The following is a 15,842-nucleotide window of genomic DNA, read 5'->3' as shown; positions in this document are numbered from 1 at the left end:
CTCACCGTCGCGGAGGCGCGCGAGGACATCGCCGTCGCCCAGTACGAGAAGACCGTGCAGCTCGCCTTCCGCGAGGTGGCGGATGCGCTCGCGGGCCGCCGCTTCCTTGCCGAGCAGATGCTCGCGCAGCTCCGCGCGACCGAAGCCCAGCGGCACATCGCGCAGCTCGCCCGCACGCGCTATCGCGAGGGCGTCGTCGGCTATCTCGAAGTGCTGGATGCCGAGCGCAACCTGTTCGATGCCGAGCAGGCGCTGATCACCGCGAACCGCGCCGTGCTCGACAATCGCGTCGCGCTTTACGTCGCGCTCGGCGGTGGCCTCGTCGAAGGCGGCGGCTCTTAGACGTTCAGGGCTTGCGTGCGGTGCGTGTCCTCTCCCAAAGAGAGGGCATGACGGTCACCATTGATATCGGAAACGATCGGTCCGGGCAGTCCGTGCCGATCGACCTCCAGGAATTGCTTGCAACCCGCCTGCTCGTGCAGGGCAATTCGGGCTCGGGCAAGTCGCACCTGCTGCGCCGTCTGCTCGAAGAGAGCGCCGGCAGCGTGCAGCAGGTGGTGATCGATCCCGAAGGCGATTTCGTCACGCTTGCCGAACCGTTCGGCCATTCGGTGATCGAGGCCGCTGACTACGGCGAGCGGGAGATCGGCCATTTCGCGGCGCGCGTGCGCGAACATCGCGCGTCGGTGGTGCTCAATCTCGAAGACCTCGACGTCGAGGCGCAGATGCGCTGCGCCGCCACCTTCCTCTCGGGCCTGTTCGATGCCCCGCGCGAGCAGTGGTATCCCGTGCTCGTTGTCGTCGACGAGGCGCAGCTCTTCGCGCCCGCCGGCGCAGGCGACGTGTCCGATGATGTCCGCCGCACCTCGCTCGCCGCGATGACGAACCTGATGTGCCGTGGCCGCAAGCGCGGTCTTGCCGGCGTCATCGCGACGCAGCGCCTTGCCAAGCTCGCCAAGAACGTCGCCGCCGAGGCGTCGAACTTCCTGATGGGCCGCACCTTCCTCGATATCGACATGGCCCGCGCCGCCGATCTGCTCGGCATGGAACGGCGGCAGGCCGAAGCGATCCGCGATCTCGATCGGGGCTCGTTCCTTGCGCTCGGGCCTGCGATTTCGCGGCGTCCGGTGCCGGTGAAGATCGGCGCTGTGCGCACGCAGGCGCGCGGCAGCGGGCCGTCCCTCGCGCCGCTCCCTACCGATGCGGCGGAGGTGCGCGGCCTCATTTTCGCGCCCGTGCCCGAGGATGCGCCGCTCCCCGCGCCGCCGCCGCGCACGCCGGTTCCCGCCGAAACGCTGCTGCGCCGGGTCGCGCAGGAGCTTCGCCCCGCCGCGCCCGTGCCCGAAGGCCCGCCACCCGATCCCGAGGCCGTGAGCGCCATCATTGCAGACGTGCTCGATGCCATGCTCGCGGAGGAGGGCAGCGAGCACCGCACGCCGAGCGTGCTTTTTCAGGATTTTCAGGTCCGCTGCCGCATGGCGGGGCTCGCCTCACCGCCGCTCGATCTCGATGGGTTCAGCCGCCGGCTCTCGTGTGCCCGCGCGGGGATCGCGAACCCCGAACATGAAGACTGGCGCGACGCGATGGCGCTCGCCGATACGCTTCCTGCCGAGATGGTCGGCGCGTTCCTGCTCATCGCCCATGCGGCGCGCGACCGCCTGCCGTGCCCCGAAGACACGGCGATCGCTGCCGTCTACGGCACAAGCTCCCTCGGCCGCGTGCGCCGCCTGCTCGGCTATATGGAAAGCACCGGCCTCATCGTCAGCCGCAACGATCTTTCCGGCAACCGCACGATCAGCATCCCGCAGCTCGGCTGCACGACGGCCCCGTCAGCGACATCCGGCCCGCGCGCCGCGCGGCGGAGGCTCGCCAACGGCTGAGCCCTATTCGGGCGCAGCGATCTCGCTCGCCACCAGCTTGCGTTCATCGCGCGCGATCGACCACAGGCGGCGGGGCTGCTTTGGGTCCCAGTCGATCGCCTGTCCGGGCGTTGCGATCGGAATCGTTGCAACATGTTTCAGCACCGATCCCGCTTCCGGCAGTTCGAGCACGTAAAGCTCGGGATGGTCGTGTCCGGTGATGTAGAGGCGGCCATCCGCACCCCAGCTTGCGCCCGAACAGCTTTTGGGCGCGAAGCGTGCGAGAATCTCCGGCGGGAACACCCACGCGGCGTCTTTCTGGAAATCGTCGTCCATGCGGACGAGCGTGGTATGGCGATGGTCCCGCCCGGGCTCGCCGCCCTTGCCGTCATAGTTCGCGAACACCGCCCACCACTTGCCCGCGTGCCGCTCCATCACCGTCAGCGATCCGGGGCCGAAGCCAAGGCTGATGCTGCGGACATGCCGCATGGAGCGCGTATCGAAGATCTCGACCGCGCTCGTCTGCGGCACCGCCGGATAGTTCGAAGCCGCGCACACGAGTTCACGCTTCACCACGGTGCAGCTGTTCATGTGCGGGAACAAGGCGCGTTCGCCCTGCCACCCCGCAACCCGTTTGCCCGTGGCGATCTCGTACTTGCCGATGCGATCGTTATCGATCGCGTAGACATACGTCCCGTCGGAGGCGACGCCCTGGTTCGCCTCCTCCGCCGGAATCTCCAGCATGACCGGCGCTGCCGCTGCGAGCAGCGCTGAGACGAACAAACTTACCACCGCAGCGAAACACCCGCATAGAAGGTGCGGCCGTAGCGTTCGTTCTGCGTCACCCAGTTCCGCACGCCGCCCTGATACTGCCGCGTCGGCTCGTCGGTCAGGTTCTGGCCTTCGGCGAACACGCGCACATTCGGCGTGATGTCGATCGCGACCTTGGCGTCGAGGCGCCGGAGGTCGTCGTTGAACTGATCGTTGTAGGCAACATTGCCCACCGAAAGCAGCGCGCGGCCGGTATGATGATAGGCGACCGAGGCTTCCACGATACCCTTCTGGTAGAAGAGCTGGGCACCCCAGAGCAGTTTCGACTGTTCCGGGAAATTCGTGGTGCCGCGATCCGGGTTCTTGAGGTTCGCGTCCACGAGCGTCAGGTTGAGATTGACGCCGAAGCCCGAAAGCAATCCGGGCAGAAAGCTGAACTGCTGCTGGTACGCGGCCTCAAGACCCACGATGTCGCCTTCGTCGGCGTTGAGCGTCTGGGTGAAGTAGATCCGATCGTAGGTCACGCCGCCGAACGTGCCGTCCGTGATCGTGTAGCTCTGCGAGAAGATCGGGTCCTTGATGAACTTCGCGAACGCGCCGAAGGACAAAATCCCCCCCGGCGCGAAATACCATTCGGCCGTCGCGTCGAGCGCATCGGCCGCATAGGGCTTCAGCGCCGGATTGCCCGTGCTGACGCTGAGCTCGCCCTCGTCGCTGAGATCGACCGTACCGCCCGGTGACAGGTCCGAATACTGCGGGCGGCCGATGCTGCGCGAGTAGGCGATGCGGAATACCGTATCGTCCGAAGGCGTGATCCGCACCACAAGGCTCGGGAGCCAGTTGGTGTATTTGCGCGTGCCTGATGTTGCGGTTACGACGCCGTCTTGAAGAAGAAAGCCGGAGATCCCGAGCTTCGTGCGCTCAACGCGCAGGCCTGCGGTCACGGCGATGGCGCCGAAATCGAGATTCGCCATCGCGTAGCCGGCATAGACGTCTTCATCGAGACTGAAATCGCTGAGCGTCGCGTTGGATAGCGACGTGCTTTCATTCAGAACGAACTGCGGGCCGCCGAGTTTGCCGTCGGTGTAGGCGCGAATGAGGTCGGAATCGATGGAAGGGGTCAGGAAATAGCTAAGTCCCCCGCCCATCTTCACGTTCACGTCATCACCCGAAAGGCCTGCGAGTGTAAAGCGGTTCGGTGCGGTGCCGCGGCCGTAGCTGTCGTTGCGACCATCGAAGCTCTTGTCGGTCAGGCGAACGTTTCCGCCCGCCTTCACGAAACTGTCGTTCCCGAAGGCGAGTGCGCGCTTCACGTCGGCGCGGAACTGCCAGGTGTCTTCCTCGCCGCTTTCGTCCTGTGCCGTGTAGGTCCGAAAGCCGAGAGCTGCGGGTGCAAGCGGGCCGTTCACGGGCGCCGCGGTATAGAGTTTATCGGTGAAATCGACCGCGACGGCACCGGGATTGCCGCGGAACTGCCAGCTTTCGTTCGGCTCGATCACTTCGTTGTGGATGCGCGCCGCACCATAGTCGATCGTCCAGTCCTCTCCGATCCGCGTCGTGCCGCCGGCCATGAACGCGAGGATCGATTTTTCCTTGTATTCAAGACGCAGGTCCGAACGCTGCTCGCTCGTCGCGGCAAGGCCGGTAAGGCCGTTCGCGTCCCACGTGATGTTGGAGAAATCGAGCCGGTAGCGCTGGCGATATTCGTCTTCGGTGAATTTCGAATAGACGCCGCGCAGATAAAGATCGGTGCTGTCGCCGCGCCAGTCGAGCGAGCCGGAAACGCCGATGCGCTCGCGCTTCAGCCGATAGTCGGTGAATTTGATGTTCGTCGGCACAGCGCCGCGCGCGGGCGCGCCCGCCACGGCTGCCGCTTCGGGGTTCCAGTCGTCGGGATAGATGCCGTAGCTGGTGTAGGTTCGGTCCGAATAGCTTGCGCCGAGCAGGATGCCGAATTGCTCGTCGGCGCCGAAGCGGCCGCCCACGGTGATGTCGCCACGGATCGGCTGATCGCTCTTGCGGAGTTCCTGATAACCGATCTGTGCATTTGCCGAGAGCGTGAACGGCTTTTCAAAATCGAAGGCCGTCTGCGGAACCAGATTGATCGTGCCGCCGATGCCCTGGCCGATCAGGTCGGCGGTCTTCACCTTGGAGACTTCGACACGATTGAGGAGCTGGCCCGAAATGATGTCGAGCGGCAGCTTGCGCGTGCCGCCGTCTGGGTTGCCGATTTCGAAGCCGTTCAGCGTATAGCCGTTGAGATCGGAGGGCACGCCGCGCACCGCGACATAGCGCCCTTCGCCCTGGTCGTATTGCACCCCGACGCCGGGCAGGCGCTCGATCACCTCGGCGACGTTCTTGTCGGGAAGCTGGCCGATTTCGTCGGCGGCCGCCACGTCCATGATGCCGAGCGCTTCGCGCTTCTCTTCGATCGAGCGCTGCTGCTGCGCGCGCTGTCCGGTGATGACGATCTCTTCGTCAACGGCCTCCTGTGCGGACGCGGCATGAGCGCCCAGAACGGCGAGAAGGCTGACGGATACGAGAAGCGACTTTTGCATTGTTCCCCCAATGGCTGGATGTCGGGGGTGCGGGTAGATCGCCTCTGCGAAGGAACGGCGTCGTTGCAATTACAAGATTATGACTTCACGCCGCTTTTTCTAAGACTGTGGCCAGTTTTCCAGCACGTCCACGAAGCGGCTCAGCCACGTGTTCGTCTGATGTCCGTCCACCACGCGGTGGTCGATGGTAAGCGACACATAGGCCATCGGGCGGATCTGGATCGTGTCGACACCGCCCACTTCGCGCACGACGACGCGCTTCTCGGTTTTGCCGATGCCGAGGATCGCGGATTGCGGCTGGCTGATGATGATGGGCGCGGCGAGCAGCGAGCCTGAAACGCCGTGGTTCGAAATCGTGAACGTGCCGCCGGAAACGTCGCCGCCCGAAAGCTTGCCGTCGCGCGCGCGCGTCACGAGATCGGTGAGGCGCTGCGCGATGCCGAGCAGCGAGAGCCCCTGCGCGCCGTGCACCACCGGCACGATCAGTCCCTTCTCGCCGAGCGCGGTGCCGACGCCGATGTTGATGTCGTCGTAGATGTCCAGCCGGTCGTCGAACCAGCGGCTGTTGATCGCGGGCGCGGCGCGCATCGCTTCCACGCACGCGGCGATGAAATAGGCGGTGAAGGTCAGGCTCGCGCCGGAGGCGGCGAACGCGTCCTTGTGCGCCTTGCGGTGCGCCATGATCGCGGAGAAGTCGCACTCGAACACGGCGGTCACATGCGGCGCCGTGGTGACGGAGCCGAGCATGTTGCGCGCGATCGCAAGCCGCATCCGGTCGTGCGGCACGCTGGTCACGCCGCCGCTCTTGGCGGGGGGCTGCGGCGAAGACGCTTTCGGCGCTGCGGGCGCCGGTGCTTCGGCGCGCTCCGCCACGTGGCGTTCCACGTCATTCCGCGTGATGCGTCCGCCGCGTCCGGTGCCGGTGACGTTGGCGGGATCGACATCATGCTCCTGAACCGCGCGGCGGACCGAAGGCGACAGCCAGTTGGCGGGGGCCGGGCGCTCGTTTGTCGGCGCGGCTTTCGGCGTGTCTGCGGGCGCGGCGGTCTCGGGCGCCGGCGGTGCGGCGGTATCCGCCGGGCGCAGACGCCCTAGCAGCGCGCCCGGTGTCGCCTCGGCATCGGTATCCAGCAGGATTTCGCCGAGAATACCGTCCGCAGGCGCAGGCACTTCCTGCGTCACCTTGTCGGTCTCCAGCTCGACGAGCGGATCGTTTTCTTTCACTGCCTCGCCGACCTTGACGAGCCAGCTCCGCACGATGGCCTTGGTCCCCTCCTGTTCGTAGGGAACGAGAATATCGATCATGGACCTGTCCTTCAAAAACCGATGAGGTCGTCGATCTTCGCGCGAATGCGCTCGACCGAGGGCACCGCCCAGTTCAGCAGCACCGGATTGTGCGGGCTCGGGATGTCCGGCATCGTCAGCCGCGCGACCGGCGCGTCGAGGTGCGTAAACGCCTCGTCCGCCACCACCGCGGCGATCTCCGCGCCGAAGCCCGCCGTCTGCAGGTCTTCGTGCACGATCAGGCAGCGCCCCGTGCGGCGCACGGATTCCAGCACCGCCGCCTTGTCCCACGGCATCAGCGTGCGCAGGTCGATCACGTCGGCGGAGCGGCCCTCGGCCGCCTCTTCGCAGCGCTGCACCATCGCGCCCCACGTCACGATCGTGATGTCGCTGCCTTCGCGCGTGTGTTTCGCCTTGCCGAACTCCAGCACGAAATCGTCGCCGGGGTAGGGCCGCCGCGCCCACGCATGGTCCAGCATCGCGCGGTGCTCGAAGAAGATCACCGGGTCGTTGCCGCGCAGCGCGCCGCGCAGCAGGCCGACGGCGTCCTCGGCGTTCGAAGGCACCGCGACCTTCCAGCCGGGATTGTGGATGAACGCGACTTCATTCGTCTGACTATGCCACGGGTCGCCGCACTTGAAGAAGCCGCCGGGAATGCGCAGCACCATCGGCGCGGCGAAGCGGTTGTTGGTGCGCCAGCGCATCGTGCCGCAGTCGTTGATCTGTTCGGTCGCGGGTTCGGCATATTTGCGGAACTGGATTTCCGGCACCGGCATCAGCCCGGCAAGCGCCATGCCCACGGCGCGGCCGATGATGCCTTCTTCCGAAAGGCTGGTGTCGAACACGCGCGCCTCGCCGAAGCGCTCCTGCAGCCCCAGCGTCACGGCATGGACGCCGCCCTTGGGGCCGATGTCCTCGCCGAACAGCACGACGCGCTCGTTGATCTCAAGCTCGTGTTCCAGCGTGCGGCGGATCGCCGTCACCATATTGATGCGCTGGCCTTCGGGTTTCGGCTGATCGGTCGAGGCGGGCGGCGTGTAGCCGTGCGTCCATTGCCCGCCGACGGTCTGGAGATCGCCCTCGAAGAACACGTTGCGCATCACCGTTTCCGGGTCCGCCACTGGCCGCGCCTCGGCGCGCTCGCGCGCGGCTTCGGCATCGGCCTGCGCTTCGTCTTCGATCGCGTTCCATTCGTTTTCGGAAAGCAGCGCGGGGACGAGATACGATTTCAGCTTGGGCAGCGGATCGCGCGCCCATTCGGATGCGACGAAGTCCTCGTCCTTGTACGTCTGCGTGTCCTGGAAACTGTGCCCCTGCAGGCGCGGCACGGTGAGGCGGAGCAGCGCAGGCGCACGCTCGTCGCGCACATAGCTTACCGCATCTTCGATCAGCCGCGCGGCCTCGGCGGGTTCGGTGCCGTCGCCGTTGATGATGCGAAGCCCCTGCCACGAAGCAAGGTTCGCGGCGATGTTGCCGCCCGGCGTCTGGAAGGAGGAAGGCACCGAAATGCCGTAGCCGTTGTCCTCGATGTAGAACAGCATCGGGAGCTTCTGCGTGGTGGCGACCGTCAGCGCCGCCCAGAAACCGTTCGAGGCGACGGAGCCGTCGCCGCCCAGCACGACGGCGAGCGCGTCCTCATAGGCGGGGTCCTTGATGACGTCGCGGTAATATTCGATCGCCTGCGCCCATCCGGCAGTCGGCGTGTATTGCGCGCCGACGCCGCCGCACATGGGGAGCGCCGAGGCGCCGCTCGCGTTCGGATAGTTGAACACCACGCCGATGTCGCGCCCGTCCGAATAGCCGCCCGCGCGGCCCATCGAGGAGCCGAGCGCATCCGCCACATCGACGCCGAGCGCCAGCAGCAGCGGCCGCGAGCGGTAATAGCCGCAGGTCGCGTCGCGCGGGTTGTCGAGGCGGCTGCCGAGCAGGATCTGCGCCATGTCGTGCCCGCGCGCGGAGAATTGGTAGAGCACCTTCTTCTCAGGGACCAGCCGCTGCTCCTCCATCGCGTCGAGCGCGCGCGAGAGGCTGAGCAGGTAGGCGACGCGGCGCCAGTCGACGTTCTCGTCGGGGGCGTTGCGGAGGGGAGCCTTGAGCGCGGTTGCCTGTGCCATGATCGTCTCCCTCTCAGCGCACGGCCGCAACGGCGGCGGCGAACGCGGGGATCGCGTCCGGCGTCAGTCCGGCGACGTTGATGCGGCCTGATCCGGCCATGTAAACAGCGTGAACTTCGCGCAGCGTGCGGATTTGCTCGGGGCTCAGCGGCAGCATCGAGAACATGCCCGTCTGCTTGGTCAAACCAATTGCCGGGTCGCACGCGGCAACACCTTCGCGGACGGAAAGGATGCGCAGCCGCATCGCGTCCAGCTCCGCGCGCCAGCTTGCCGTGAGTTCAGGGCTGTCGAGGATGGTGCGGACGATCGCCGCGCCGTGATCGGGTGGCATCGACCAGTTGGCGCGGGCGAGCGCGAGCAGGTTGGACTGGATGACCGCCGCTGTGTCGGACACCACGAACAGCGCGCCGACGCGCTCGCGGTAGAGGCCGAAATTCTTGTCGCAGCTATAAGCGACAAGCGCTTGCGCGTTATGCGCCACGACCGCGCGCAGACCCGCCGCATCCGCGTCGAGGCCGTTTCCAAGCCCCTGATAGGCGAGGTCGACGAAGGGCAGCAGGCCGCGTTCCGCGATCAGCGGCGCGATCGTGTTCCATTGGTCCACCGTGTAGTCGGCGCCCGTCGGGTTGTGGCAGCAGCCGTGCAGCAGGATCACGTCGCCCGGCGCGGCGGCGTTGATGGCGGCCAGCGTCTCGTCGAAGCACAATGTCTGCGTCGCCACGTCGAAGTGCTTGAACGGCACGATCTGCAGCCCGGCCGCTTCCATCAGCGGCACATGGTTCGGCCATGTCGGCGTCCCGACGAGAACCCGCGCGCCCGCTCGCCCGCGCGCCAGCAACTCGGCGCCGAGCCGAAGCGCGCCCGTCCCGCCCGGTGTCTGCACGCCGCAGAGCCGCGCCCGGTCGATCTCGCCGAAAATGATCGGAGTCAGCAGCTCCGCAAAGCGCACGTCGCCTTCCGGGCCGAGGTACGATTTCGTCTGCTGCTCCTTCAGGAGGACGCCCTCGGCGGCCTTCACCGCGGCCATCACCGGCGTCTTGCCGGCCGCGTCGCGATAGACGCCGACGCCCATGTCGATCTTGGTCGTCCGGGGGTCGTCGCGGAACAGTCCGATCAGCGCAAGCAGCGGGTCGGCGGGCTGGGCTGTGAGCCCGTCCAGAACCGATCCGGTTTCGATTTGTGCTGCCAGTGCGCTCATCCAGCCATCTCCCAATACGACGTTTGAACAGGATAGTCGGGAAACGGCGAAAATTTCTTTCAATCTTCAGAGATTTTGCGGTATTCGTGAGATCGTTTCGCGGATTTTCGCGTGTTTGTGAAATGAGTGCATCACATGGATGACATCGACCGTCAGATCGTCCGAATCATGCAGGAAGACGGCGGCATCAGCAGCGCCGCGCTCGGCGAGCGCGTGGGTGCGTCGGCGGCGTCGTGCTGGCGCCGTATCCGCAATCTCGAAAACGATGGGGTGCTCGGGCCGGTCGTGCGGCTGGTGAACCGCGACGCGGTCGGAAAAGGCCTCGATGTCGTCTGTCAGGTCCGCATCAAGTCGCACGAACGCGGCGCCCGAGAAGATTTCGAGGCGTGGGTGATGGCACGCGAGGAGATCATGGAGTGTCTCTCCATGTCCGGCGAGTGGGACTATCAGCTCCGCGTCGTCGTCGCGGACGTCGGCGCATACGAGGCGTTCCTGATGCGCAAGCTCCTGAACCACGCGGCGGTGGCATCCACCGCCTCGCACTTCGCGCTCAAACGCATCAAGTATACGACTGCCGTGCCGGTGTAACAGCCACCGGCCCGGTCATTTCGTCTACTTAGCCGCGTCCGAAACAGCCTCGCCGGCGGACTCCAGATCCTTGCCCACACCGCCGATCGTATTGCACGCTGCCAGCAGCAGCACCGCGGCGACCATCACGTAACGCATCTTGCTCTCCAAACCCTGTCCGGCCGGAATCCCGTGATCCCGATTTTCTGCCCGCTGTTTTCTAGGCAATTGTCGCCCCCGAGGTGAACAGGGAATTTACGGATCACGGAAGCCTGCGGCACGGAGCCTCATCCCGGCGCCCCGATTCGCCGGTGACAAGCCGCAGCGATGTTCCTATGGCACCGCACATGATCGGGGGACTGCGGAAAGGCTGGATACGGGAAGGGGTGGTCGCGGCCGCGCTGTTCCTTGTGCTGTTCGCCCGCATCCTCGTCCCGTCGGGCTACATGCCCGTCGCGACCGCGAACGGCGTTCTCGTCACGCTTTGCACCGGAAACGGGCCGGTCGAGATGCTGCTCGATCTCGGCGGCGATCACGCGCCGGGCAAGCACGACTCCTCCGGCATGGACGCGCCTTGCGCGTTCGCCGGCATGGGTGGCGGCACGCTTGCCGCCGCGCCCGTGCTCACGGTCTTCGTCGCGATCGATGCGGGTCGAATATTCAGCCGTGCCATTGCCGACCTCACGGTCCACCGCCTCGCGGCACCGCCGCCCCCCGCGATCGGTCCCCCCGCGCGCGCCTGACGGCCCGCGTATCGCCAAGGTCTCGCCGCCGATCGGGGCCATCCTCTCCGACCATCCCGAAGAGACTCTGCCGGAGCCTGCGCCGCGTGCGCGCCCGGCCGACAGGAGGACGTATCGTGAAAATTCTGTTTGCAGCCCTGCTTGCCGCCACCGCCGCCACGCCCGCGATCGCCGCGGACGAGATCGAGTCCGAGATTGTCGTCACCGGCAACAAGTTCTCGGGAGACTTCGGCGAAAAATCGGGCATCCCGATCGACCGCCTGCCGCAGAGCGTGCAGATCGTAACCGCCGACGACATCATCGAAAGCGGCGCCCGTTCGATCAGCGACCTGCTGCGCGGCGTGCCGAGCGCCAATGCGGGTTCATCGCGCGTCAGCGCCTACCAGTCGTTCACGCTCAAGGTGCGCGGCTTCCTTGCCGATCAGATGCGCAACGGGATGCGCCAGCGCTACTACGAGGATGTCGATGCGTCCGCGCTTTCCAACATCGAGCGCGTCGAGGTGCTGAAGGGGCCTTCGGGCGTGCTCTATGGCCAGTCGGCGGTCGGCGGCATCATCAGCATCGTCACCAAGCGCCCGCAGGCGGAACCTGCCGCGAACTTTTCCGCCACCTTCGGCAGCTTCGACCAGAAGGTGGTCGCGTTCGACATGACGGGCGGCGTCGCGCCCGGCCTCTCGATCCGCGCCACGGGAGAGGTCGAACGCTCGAACACCTTCGTCGATTTCCAGGATATGGACCGCGTGAACGGCGGGCTCAGCCTGCACTACGCCGGCGAAGGCTTCAGCGCGAACCTCGTCGCCGAATACACCGAGCGCAAGACGAGCCGTTATCCGGGGCTTCCCGTCGTCGGCACCGTGGTGCCGAACGGCGGCGAGTGGCTGCGACGCGGGCTCAACCTCGGCGAACCCGCCGCTGACCGACTGAGCGCCGACGCACCGCTGGTACAGGCGTGGGTGGACGTGAAGCTGGCGGACGGCTGGACGCTCACGCCGCGTATCCAGTACCAGGAATTCAACTCGTCGTTCCTGCAAATCCGGCTGCGCGCGCCTGTTACCTCCACAATTATCGGCCGCAACGGCCGCATCGGGCGGGAGGATGATGCCTACACGATCGCGCAGCTCGATCTTGCCGGAACGCTGAAGACCGGCCTGGCCACGCACAAGCTGCTCCTCGGCTATGAATACGACCGGGAGCGGGGCCGCTTCACGCAATATTCGCTGGATAACGTCACGCCAATTGATGTGACAGCGCCCGTCTACACCTACGATACCGCCCCGCCTGCCACGAGCTTTGCGTTCGACAGCTTCTACAACATCGATGGCCACGCGGTTTATCTGCAGGATCAAGTCTCGCTCACCGATCGCTGGGATGTTGTCGGCGCCGTCCGGCACAGCTGGGTGAAGGCGTCGAGCGGCGACTGGGGTGGGCCTGCCGCTGACCGCACACCGACCCAATCGACGATCTGGCAAATCGGTTCCACCTACCGCGTCAGCGAGCAGCTTTCGGTCTATGCCGGCTACAACACCGGCTTTGATGTCGAAAGCAGTGCCGGCGCGCGCGCAGCGGATGGAAAACCGCTGAAGCCCGAGGAATCGAACCAGCTGGAGGCCGGTCTCCGTTTCCGCCACGGCGATTTCCGGGCGAGCTTTGCCGCGTTTCGTATCAAGCGCGTGAACGCGCTCACCGTCGATCTCGACAATCCCGATTTCAGCATCAACGTCGGCGCGCAGCGGGTGCAGGGCGTGGAGCTTGAGGGCGAGTGGCAGCCCGTGCCATGGTGGACGCTTTCGGCGGGCTACGCCCTGCTCGATTCGAAGATCACGCGCAGCAACGACGGCGACCAAGGTCTCCGGCTCGGCGACGTGCCGCGGCACACGATCACCGCGCGCACGGCGGTTGCCGTCCCTGGCACGCCGCTCATGCTCCGCGCGGCGGTCAACCACGTCGGCAGCCGCCTTCTGGTGAACGGCAGCGCGGTCAGCCTGCCTGCCTACACGATCGCCGATCTCGGCGCCGGATTGCGCGCGGGCCGCTTCACGATTGACGCGACCGTCAGCAACCTGTTCGACAAGCTGTATTACACCGCCTCGGGCAACGGTTTCGCGGTCAATCCGGGCGATCCGCGGACGTTCAGCATCCGCGTCGGCGTCGGCTTCTGACAGGGGAGGGGCGGACCATGCACAGGACACCGGGCACCGGCGCCTACCGATCCGTCTGGCGCTGGCATTTCTACGCGGGGCTGTTTTCGGCGCCGCTGCTCATCGTGCTGACGCTGACGGGTGCGATCTACCTGTTCGACAGGGAAATCGACGGCTGGTGGAACCGCGATATGCAGGCTGTTGCGGTGGGCGGGGCGGCGCTCCCGCTCGCTGCGCAGGAGGCTGCCGTGCTGCGGGCGGTTCCCGGCGCTGTCATCGGCAGGGTCCGCCTCCCCCACGACGCAGTCGAGGCCGCCGTCTGGAACGTCCGGCTTCCGGACGGCACTGCGCTGGACGTCTACCTCGATCCGTATCGCGGCATCGTGACCGGCACGGCCGATCCCGCGCTGCAGCCGACGGTGATCGTGCGCGATCTCCACGGCAACCTGATGGGCGGCGAGATCGGCAGCCATATCGTCGAACTCGTCGCCTGCTGGACTCTGGTGATGCTCGCGACCGGCGTCTGGCTCTGGTGGCCGCGCCGCTGGAAGCTGCGCGGCGTGCTGGTGCCGCGGCTGTCGACGACAGGCCGGCGGTTCTGGCGCGATCTTCACGCCATTCCCGCCACGGTCAATGCGCTACTCGTGGCGCTTCTGGTGCTGACCGGGCTGCCGTGGTCCGCCTTCTGGGGGCAGCAGTTCGCGCGCATCGGCGAAAGCGTGCCGTTCGTCGCGCCCTCGCCGAATTTCAAGGCGCCGCCTACAGTGGACCCCGGGCTTGCGGCCGATGAACACGCCATGCACGATCCCGATTCCGCGAAGCTGCCGTGGACGATCCGTCAGATGCCGATGCCGCACGGCTCGGGTGGCCACGGTCTCGGCATTGCCGAGATCGAACAGCTGCTTCCGCGTCTCCACCGCGAGCGTTTCGGCGGCGGCGTGCGCATCTTCTACCCGACCACGCCCGGCGGCGTTTTCACGATCAGCTACGTGCCGGACAAGGCAGCAGGCCAGCGCACGATCCATGTCGATCCCGGCACGGGCGCGATCCTCGGCGATATCGGATGGGAAAACTACAGCCCGGTCGCAAAGGCGGTGGAGTGGGGCGTCTCACTTCATGTCGGCCGCGAATACGGCCTCGCCAACCAGCTTGCGAACCTTGCGGTGTGTCTCGCCCTCATAGGCGGTGTCGTCGCCGGGATCGTCCTCTGGTGGCGCAGGCGTCCCGAAGGCGAACTGGCGGCGCCGATCACCCATGCGGATGATCGGCTACCGCCCGTCGTCGTCGGAATGATCACGGCGCTTGCCGTGCTCTTCCCGCTTGTCGGCGCCTCGCTTCTGCTCGTGCTCGGCGGCCGGTGGCTCAGCCGTCGATATCGAGCCCCAGCGCCAGCCGTCCGCTGAAGTCGCGCTGCGCCAGGCCTTGCAGGGGGTGGAAGCGCGCTCCCTGCACGTCGCGGAAGGCGCGTTCGATCCCCGCGCTCGTGTAGAAGGCCGCGCCGCCCGCGACTTCCAAGGCAAGCTCGGCGGTTCGGATCGCGTTTTGTCCGGCGACCGTGCGTCCGGTCATGATCGCGTTCGTGGTTTCCGGTCCCGGCATCGCCGTTTCCGCCGTGGCGATCATAGCGTCGAGCGCCGTTTCCGCCGTCCAGAATGCCGTCTGCATCTCGCCCGCAAGACCAATCAGTCCTGCGTTCGCGGGCTTCGATCTGGCCATCGCCAGCGCGGCGTCGCGCGCGCTTTCGGCGACGCCCAGGTAGGCGGAATAGATGAGCGGGAAGGCGATCATGCTGATCGTGTGGAACAGCGGATGCCAAGCGCCCTGCGGCCGCCGGCCCGAGATGGCGGCGTCGGGCACGAACACGCCTTTCAGCTCCACGTCGTTGGAGCCCGTGCCGCGCATCCCCATCACGTGCCACGTGTCGAGGATGCTGACGCCCTCGGCCTTGAACGGCACCGCGAAGTGCAGCACGGCCGGCCCGGCGTCGGGGTCGTCATAAACCGCGCTCGTCATCAGCAGGTCGCCCGCCGGGCAGCCGCTTGAGAAAATCTTGCGCGCGTCTATGCGGAAGCCGCCGTCGACCTTCGTGGCCGTGCCCGCACTCTTCAGCCAATCCGACCCGCCGCTCGATACGAGCACGAGCTTTTCCGCCGCGACGCGCCGAAGCAGGCCGTCCGTCGGCGCCTGCTGATGCGTCCAGCGCCAGGCTGCCGTCGCGACAAGATGCGCGTGCATCGAGAAGGCGAGGGCGGTCGATCCGCAGCGCGTGCCGATCTGGCGGATGATGCCACAAAGCGTGCGGTAATCGATGCCGCCGCCGCCAAGCTCTGCGGGAACGGCCGCTGCGATCAGACCGGAATCGCGCAGTTTTGCGTAGTTTTCTGCAACGAAACGCGCATCCGTGTCATGGGCGGCGGCGACCGCGCCCACGGCTGCGGCGATTTCTGCGCCGATCGCTGTCCAGTTACGCGGGGTTTGCATTTTCAGAACCGGTGTTGCCGACATGTCGTCATCTCCTCAATCGGGTATTGACGCAACTGATCGCGGTTTTGTCGGGGCGCGGCCAGTTCAGCATCTGAATCACCCCGGTACAGAATCTGAACTCGTCAC

General features: G+C 66.4%; 13 protein-coding genes. 6 read left to right on the top strand and 7 right to left on the bottom strand.

Going from position 1 to position 15,842, the window contains the following annotated elements; genetic code table 11:
- Positions 1-342 (top strand): TolC family protein (locus H2052_RS13735; protein WP_293782634.1); only part of this gene is annotated, 342 nt, incomplete at its 5' end.
- Between the two features lie 47 nt (positions 343-389).
- The gene (locus H2052_RS13730) at positions 390-1,880 is read left to right on the top strand and encodes an ATP-binding protein (protein WP_293782632.1); all 1,491 of its coding nucleotides are present in this window, start codon (positions 390-392) and stop codon (positions 1,878-1,880) included.
- A 3-nt stretch (positions 1,881-1,883) separates the two neighbouring features.
- Here H2052_RS13730 and H2052_RS13725 read toward each other — a convergent pair whose 3' ends face one another.
- The 5 genes from H2052_RS13725 to H2052_RS13705 all read right to left on the bottom strand — a co-directional run bounded on the left by H2052_RS13725 (position 1,884) and on the right by H2052_RS13705 (position 9,784).
- The gene (locus H2052_RS13725) at positions 1,884-2,603 is read right to left on the bottom strand and encodes a hypothetical protein (protein ID WP_293782636.1); all 720 of its coding nucleotides are present in this window, start codon (positions 2,601-2,603) and stop codon (positions 1,884-1,886) included.
- 41 nt (positions 2,604-2,644) lie between these two features.
- On the bottom strand, positions 2,645-5,188 hold the full coding sequence (locus H2052_RS13720) for a TonB-dependent receptor (RefSeq protein WP_293782630.1): 2,544 nt from the start codon (positions 5,186-5,188) through the stop codon (positions 2,645-2,647).
- A gap of 99 nt (positions 5,189-5,287) precedes the next feature.
- On the bottom strand, positions 5,288-6,493 hold the full coding sequence (locus tag H2052_RS13715; protein WP_293782628.1) for a 2-oxo acid dehydrogenase subunit E2: 1,206 nt from the start codon (positions 6,491-6,493) through the stop codon (positions 5,288-5,290).
- Between the two features lie 11 nt (positions 6,494-6,504).
- Entirely contained in the window at positions 6,505-8,586 is a 2,082-nt protein-coding gene (locus tag H2052_RS13710; protein WP_293782626.1) for a transketolase C-terminal domain-containing protein, read from the bottom strand.
- Positions 8,587-8,599: 13 nt separating this feature from the next.
- The gene (locus tag H2052_RS13705) at positions 8,600-9,784 is read right to left on the bottom strand and encodes an amino acid aminotransferase (RefSeq protein ID WP_293782624.1); all 1,185 of its coding nucleotides are present in this window, start codon (positions 9,782-9,784) and stop codon (positions 8,600-8,602) included.
- 135 nt (positions 9,785-9,919) lie between these two features.
- On the opposite strand from H2052_RS13705, the gene H2052_RS13700 reads away from it, so the two are divergent.
- Entirely contained in the window at positions 9,920-10,372 is a 453-nt protein-coding gene (locus H2052_RS13700) for an Lrp/AsnC family transcriptional regulator (protein ID WP_293782622.1), read from the top strand.
- 24 nt (positions 10,373-10,396) lie between these two features.
- Here H2052_RS13700 and H2052_RS13695 read toward each other — a convergent pair whose 3' ends face one another.
- Positions 10,397-10,510 carry an entericidin A/B family lipoprotein gene (locus H2052_RS13695; protein ID WP_293782620.1) on the bottom strand — a complete coding sequence of 38 codons (114 nt, stop codon included), beginning with the start codon at positions 10,508-10,510 and terminating at the stop codon, positions 10,397-10,399.
- 188 nt (positions 10,511-10,698) lie between these two features.
- On the opposite strand from H2052_RS13695, the gene H2052_RS13690 reads away from it, so the two are divergent.
- From H2052_RS13690 to H2052_RS13680, 3 genes are all read left to right on the top strand, one after another.
- Entirely contained in the window at positions 10,699-11,094 is a 396-nt protein-coding gene (locus H2052_RS13690; protein ID WP_293782618.1) for a hypothetical protein, read from the top strand.
- A gap of 116 nt (positions 11,095-11,210) precedes the next feature.
- Complete coding sequence (locus H2052_RS13685; protein ID WP_293782616.1) at positions 11,211-13,253, top strand: TonB-dependent siderophore receptor; 2,043 nt, start codon at positions 11,211-11,213, stop codon at positions 13,251-13,253.
- Positions 13,254-13,270: 17 nt separating this feature from the next.
- The gene (locus H2052_RS13680) at positions 13,271-14,635 is read left to right on the top strand and encodes a PepSY domain-containing protein (protein ID WP_293782614.1); all 1,365 of its coding nucleotides are present in this window, start codon (positions 13,271-13,273) and stop codon (positions 14,633-14,635) included.
- Here H2052_RS13680 and H2052_RS13675 read toward each other — a convergent pair.
- Positions 14,595-15,737: an acyl-CoA dehydrogenase family protein gene (locus tag H2052_RS13675; protein ID WP_293782612.1), complete on the bottom strand. Its 1,143-nt coding sequence runs from the start codon at positions 15,735-15,737 to the stop codon at positions 14,595-14,597. The genes H2052_RS13680 and H2052_RS13675 overlap by 41 nt on opposite strands.
- Between the last annotated feature and the right edge of the window lie 105 nt (positions 15,738-15,842).

Source organism: Sphingosinicella sp. (assembly GCF_013911755.1).
In the GTDB taxonomy this organism is placed as follows: domain Bacteria; phylum Pseudomonadota; class Alphaproteobacteria; order Sphingomonadales; family Sphingomonadaceae; genus Sphingosinicella.
The sequence above is the reverse complement of the archived record's forward strand: the minus strand, read 5'-3'. Positions and strand labels throughout refer to the sequence as shown.

What these genes read in the sequence shown, in the direction of transcription:
- H2052_RS13675 (WP_293782612.1), bottom strand. Translation starts at nt 15,737, where the DNA reads ATGTCGGCAACACCGGTTCTGAAAATGCAAACCCCGCGTAACTGGACA.
- H2052_RS13695 (WP_293782620.1), bottom strand. Translation starts at nt 10,510, where the DNA reads ATGCGTTACGTGATGGTCGCCGCGGTGCTGCTGCTGGCAGCGTGCAAT.
- H2052_RS13710 (WP_293782626.1), bottom strand. Translation starts at nt 8,586, where the DNA reads ATGGCACAGGCAACCGCGCTCAAGGCTCCCCTCCGCAACGCCCCCGAC.
- H2052_RS13700 (WP_293782622.1), top strand. Translation starts at nt 9,920, where the DNA reads ATGGATGACATCGACCGTCAGATCGTCCGAATCATGCAGGAAGACGGC.
- H2052_RS13690 (WP_293782618.1), top strand. Translation starts at nt 10,699, where the DNA reads ATGATCGGGGGACTGCGGAAAGGCTGGATACGGGAAGGGGTGGTCGCG.
- H2052_RS13720 (WP_293782630.1), bottom strand. Translation starts at nt 5,188, where the DNA reads ATGCAAAAGTCGCTTCTCGTATCCGTCAGCCTTCTCGCCGTTCTGGGC.
- H2052_RS13725 (WP_293782636.1), bottom strand. Translation starts at nt 2,603, where the DNA reads ATGCTGGAGATTCCGGCGGAGGAGGCGAACCAGGGCGTCGCCTCCGAC.
- H2052_RS13680 (WP_293782614.1), top strand. Translation starts at nt 13,271, where the DNA reads ATGCACAGGACACCGGGCACCGGCGCCTACCGATCCGTCTGGCGCTGG.
- H2052_RS13730 (WP_293782632.1), top strand. Translation starts at nt 390, where the DNA reads ATGACGGTCACCATTGATATCGGAAACGATCGGTCCGGGCAGTCCGTG.
- H2052_RS13715 (WP_293782628.1), bottom strand. Translation starts at nt 6,493, where the DNA reads ATGATCGATATTCTCGTTCCCTACGAACAGGAGGGGACCAAGGCCATC.
- H2052_RS13705 (WP_293782624.1), bottom strand. Translation starts at nt 9,784, where the DNA reads ATGAGCGCACTGGCAGCACAAATCGAAACCGGATCGGTTCTGGACGGG.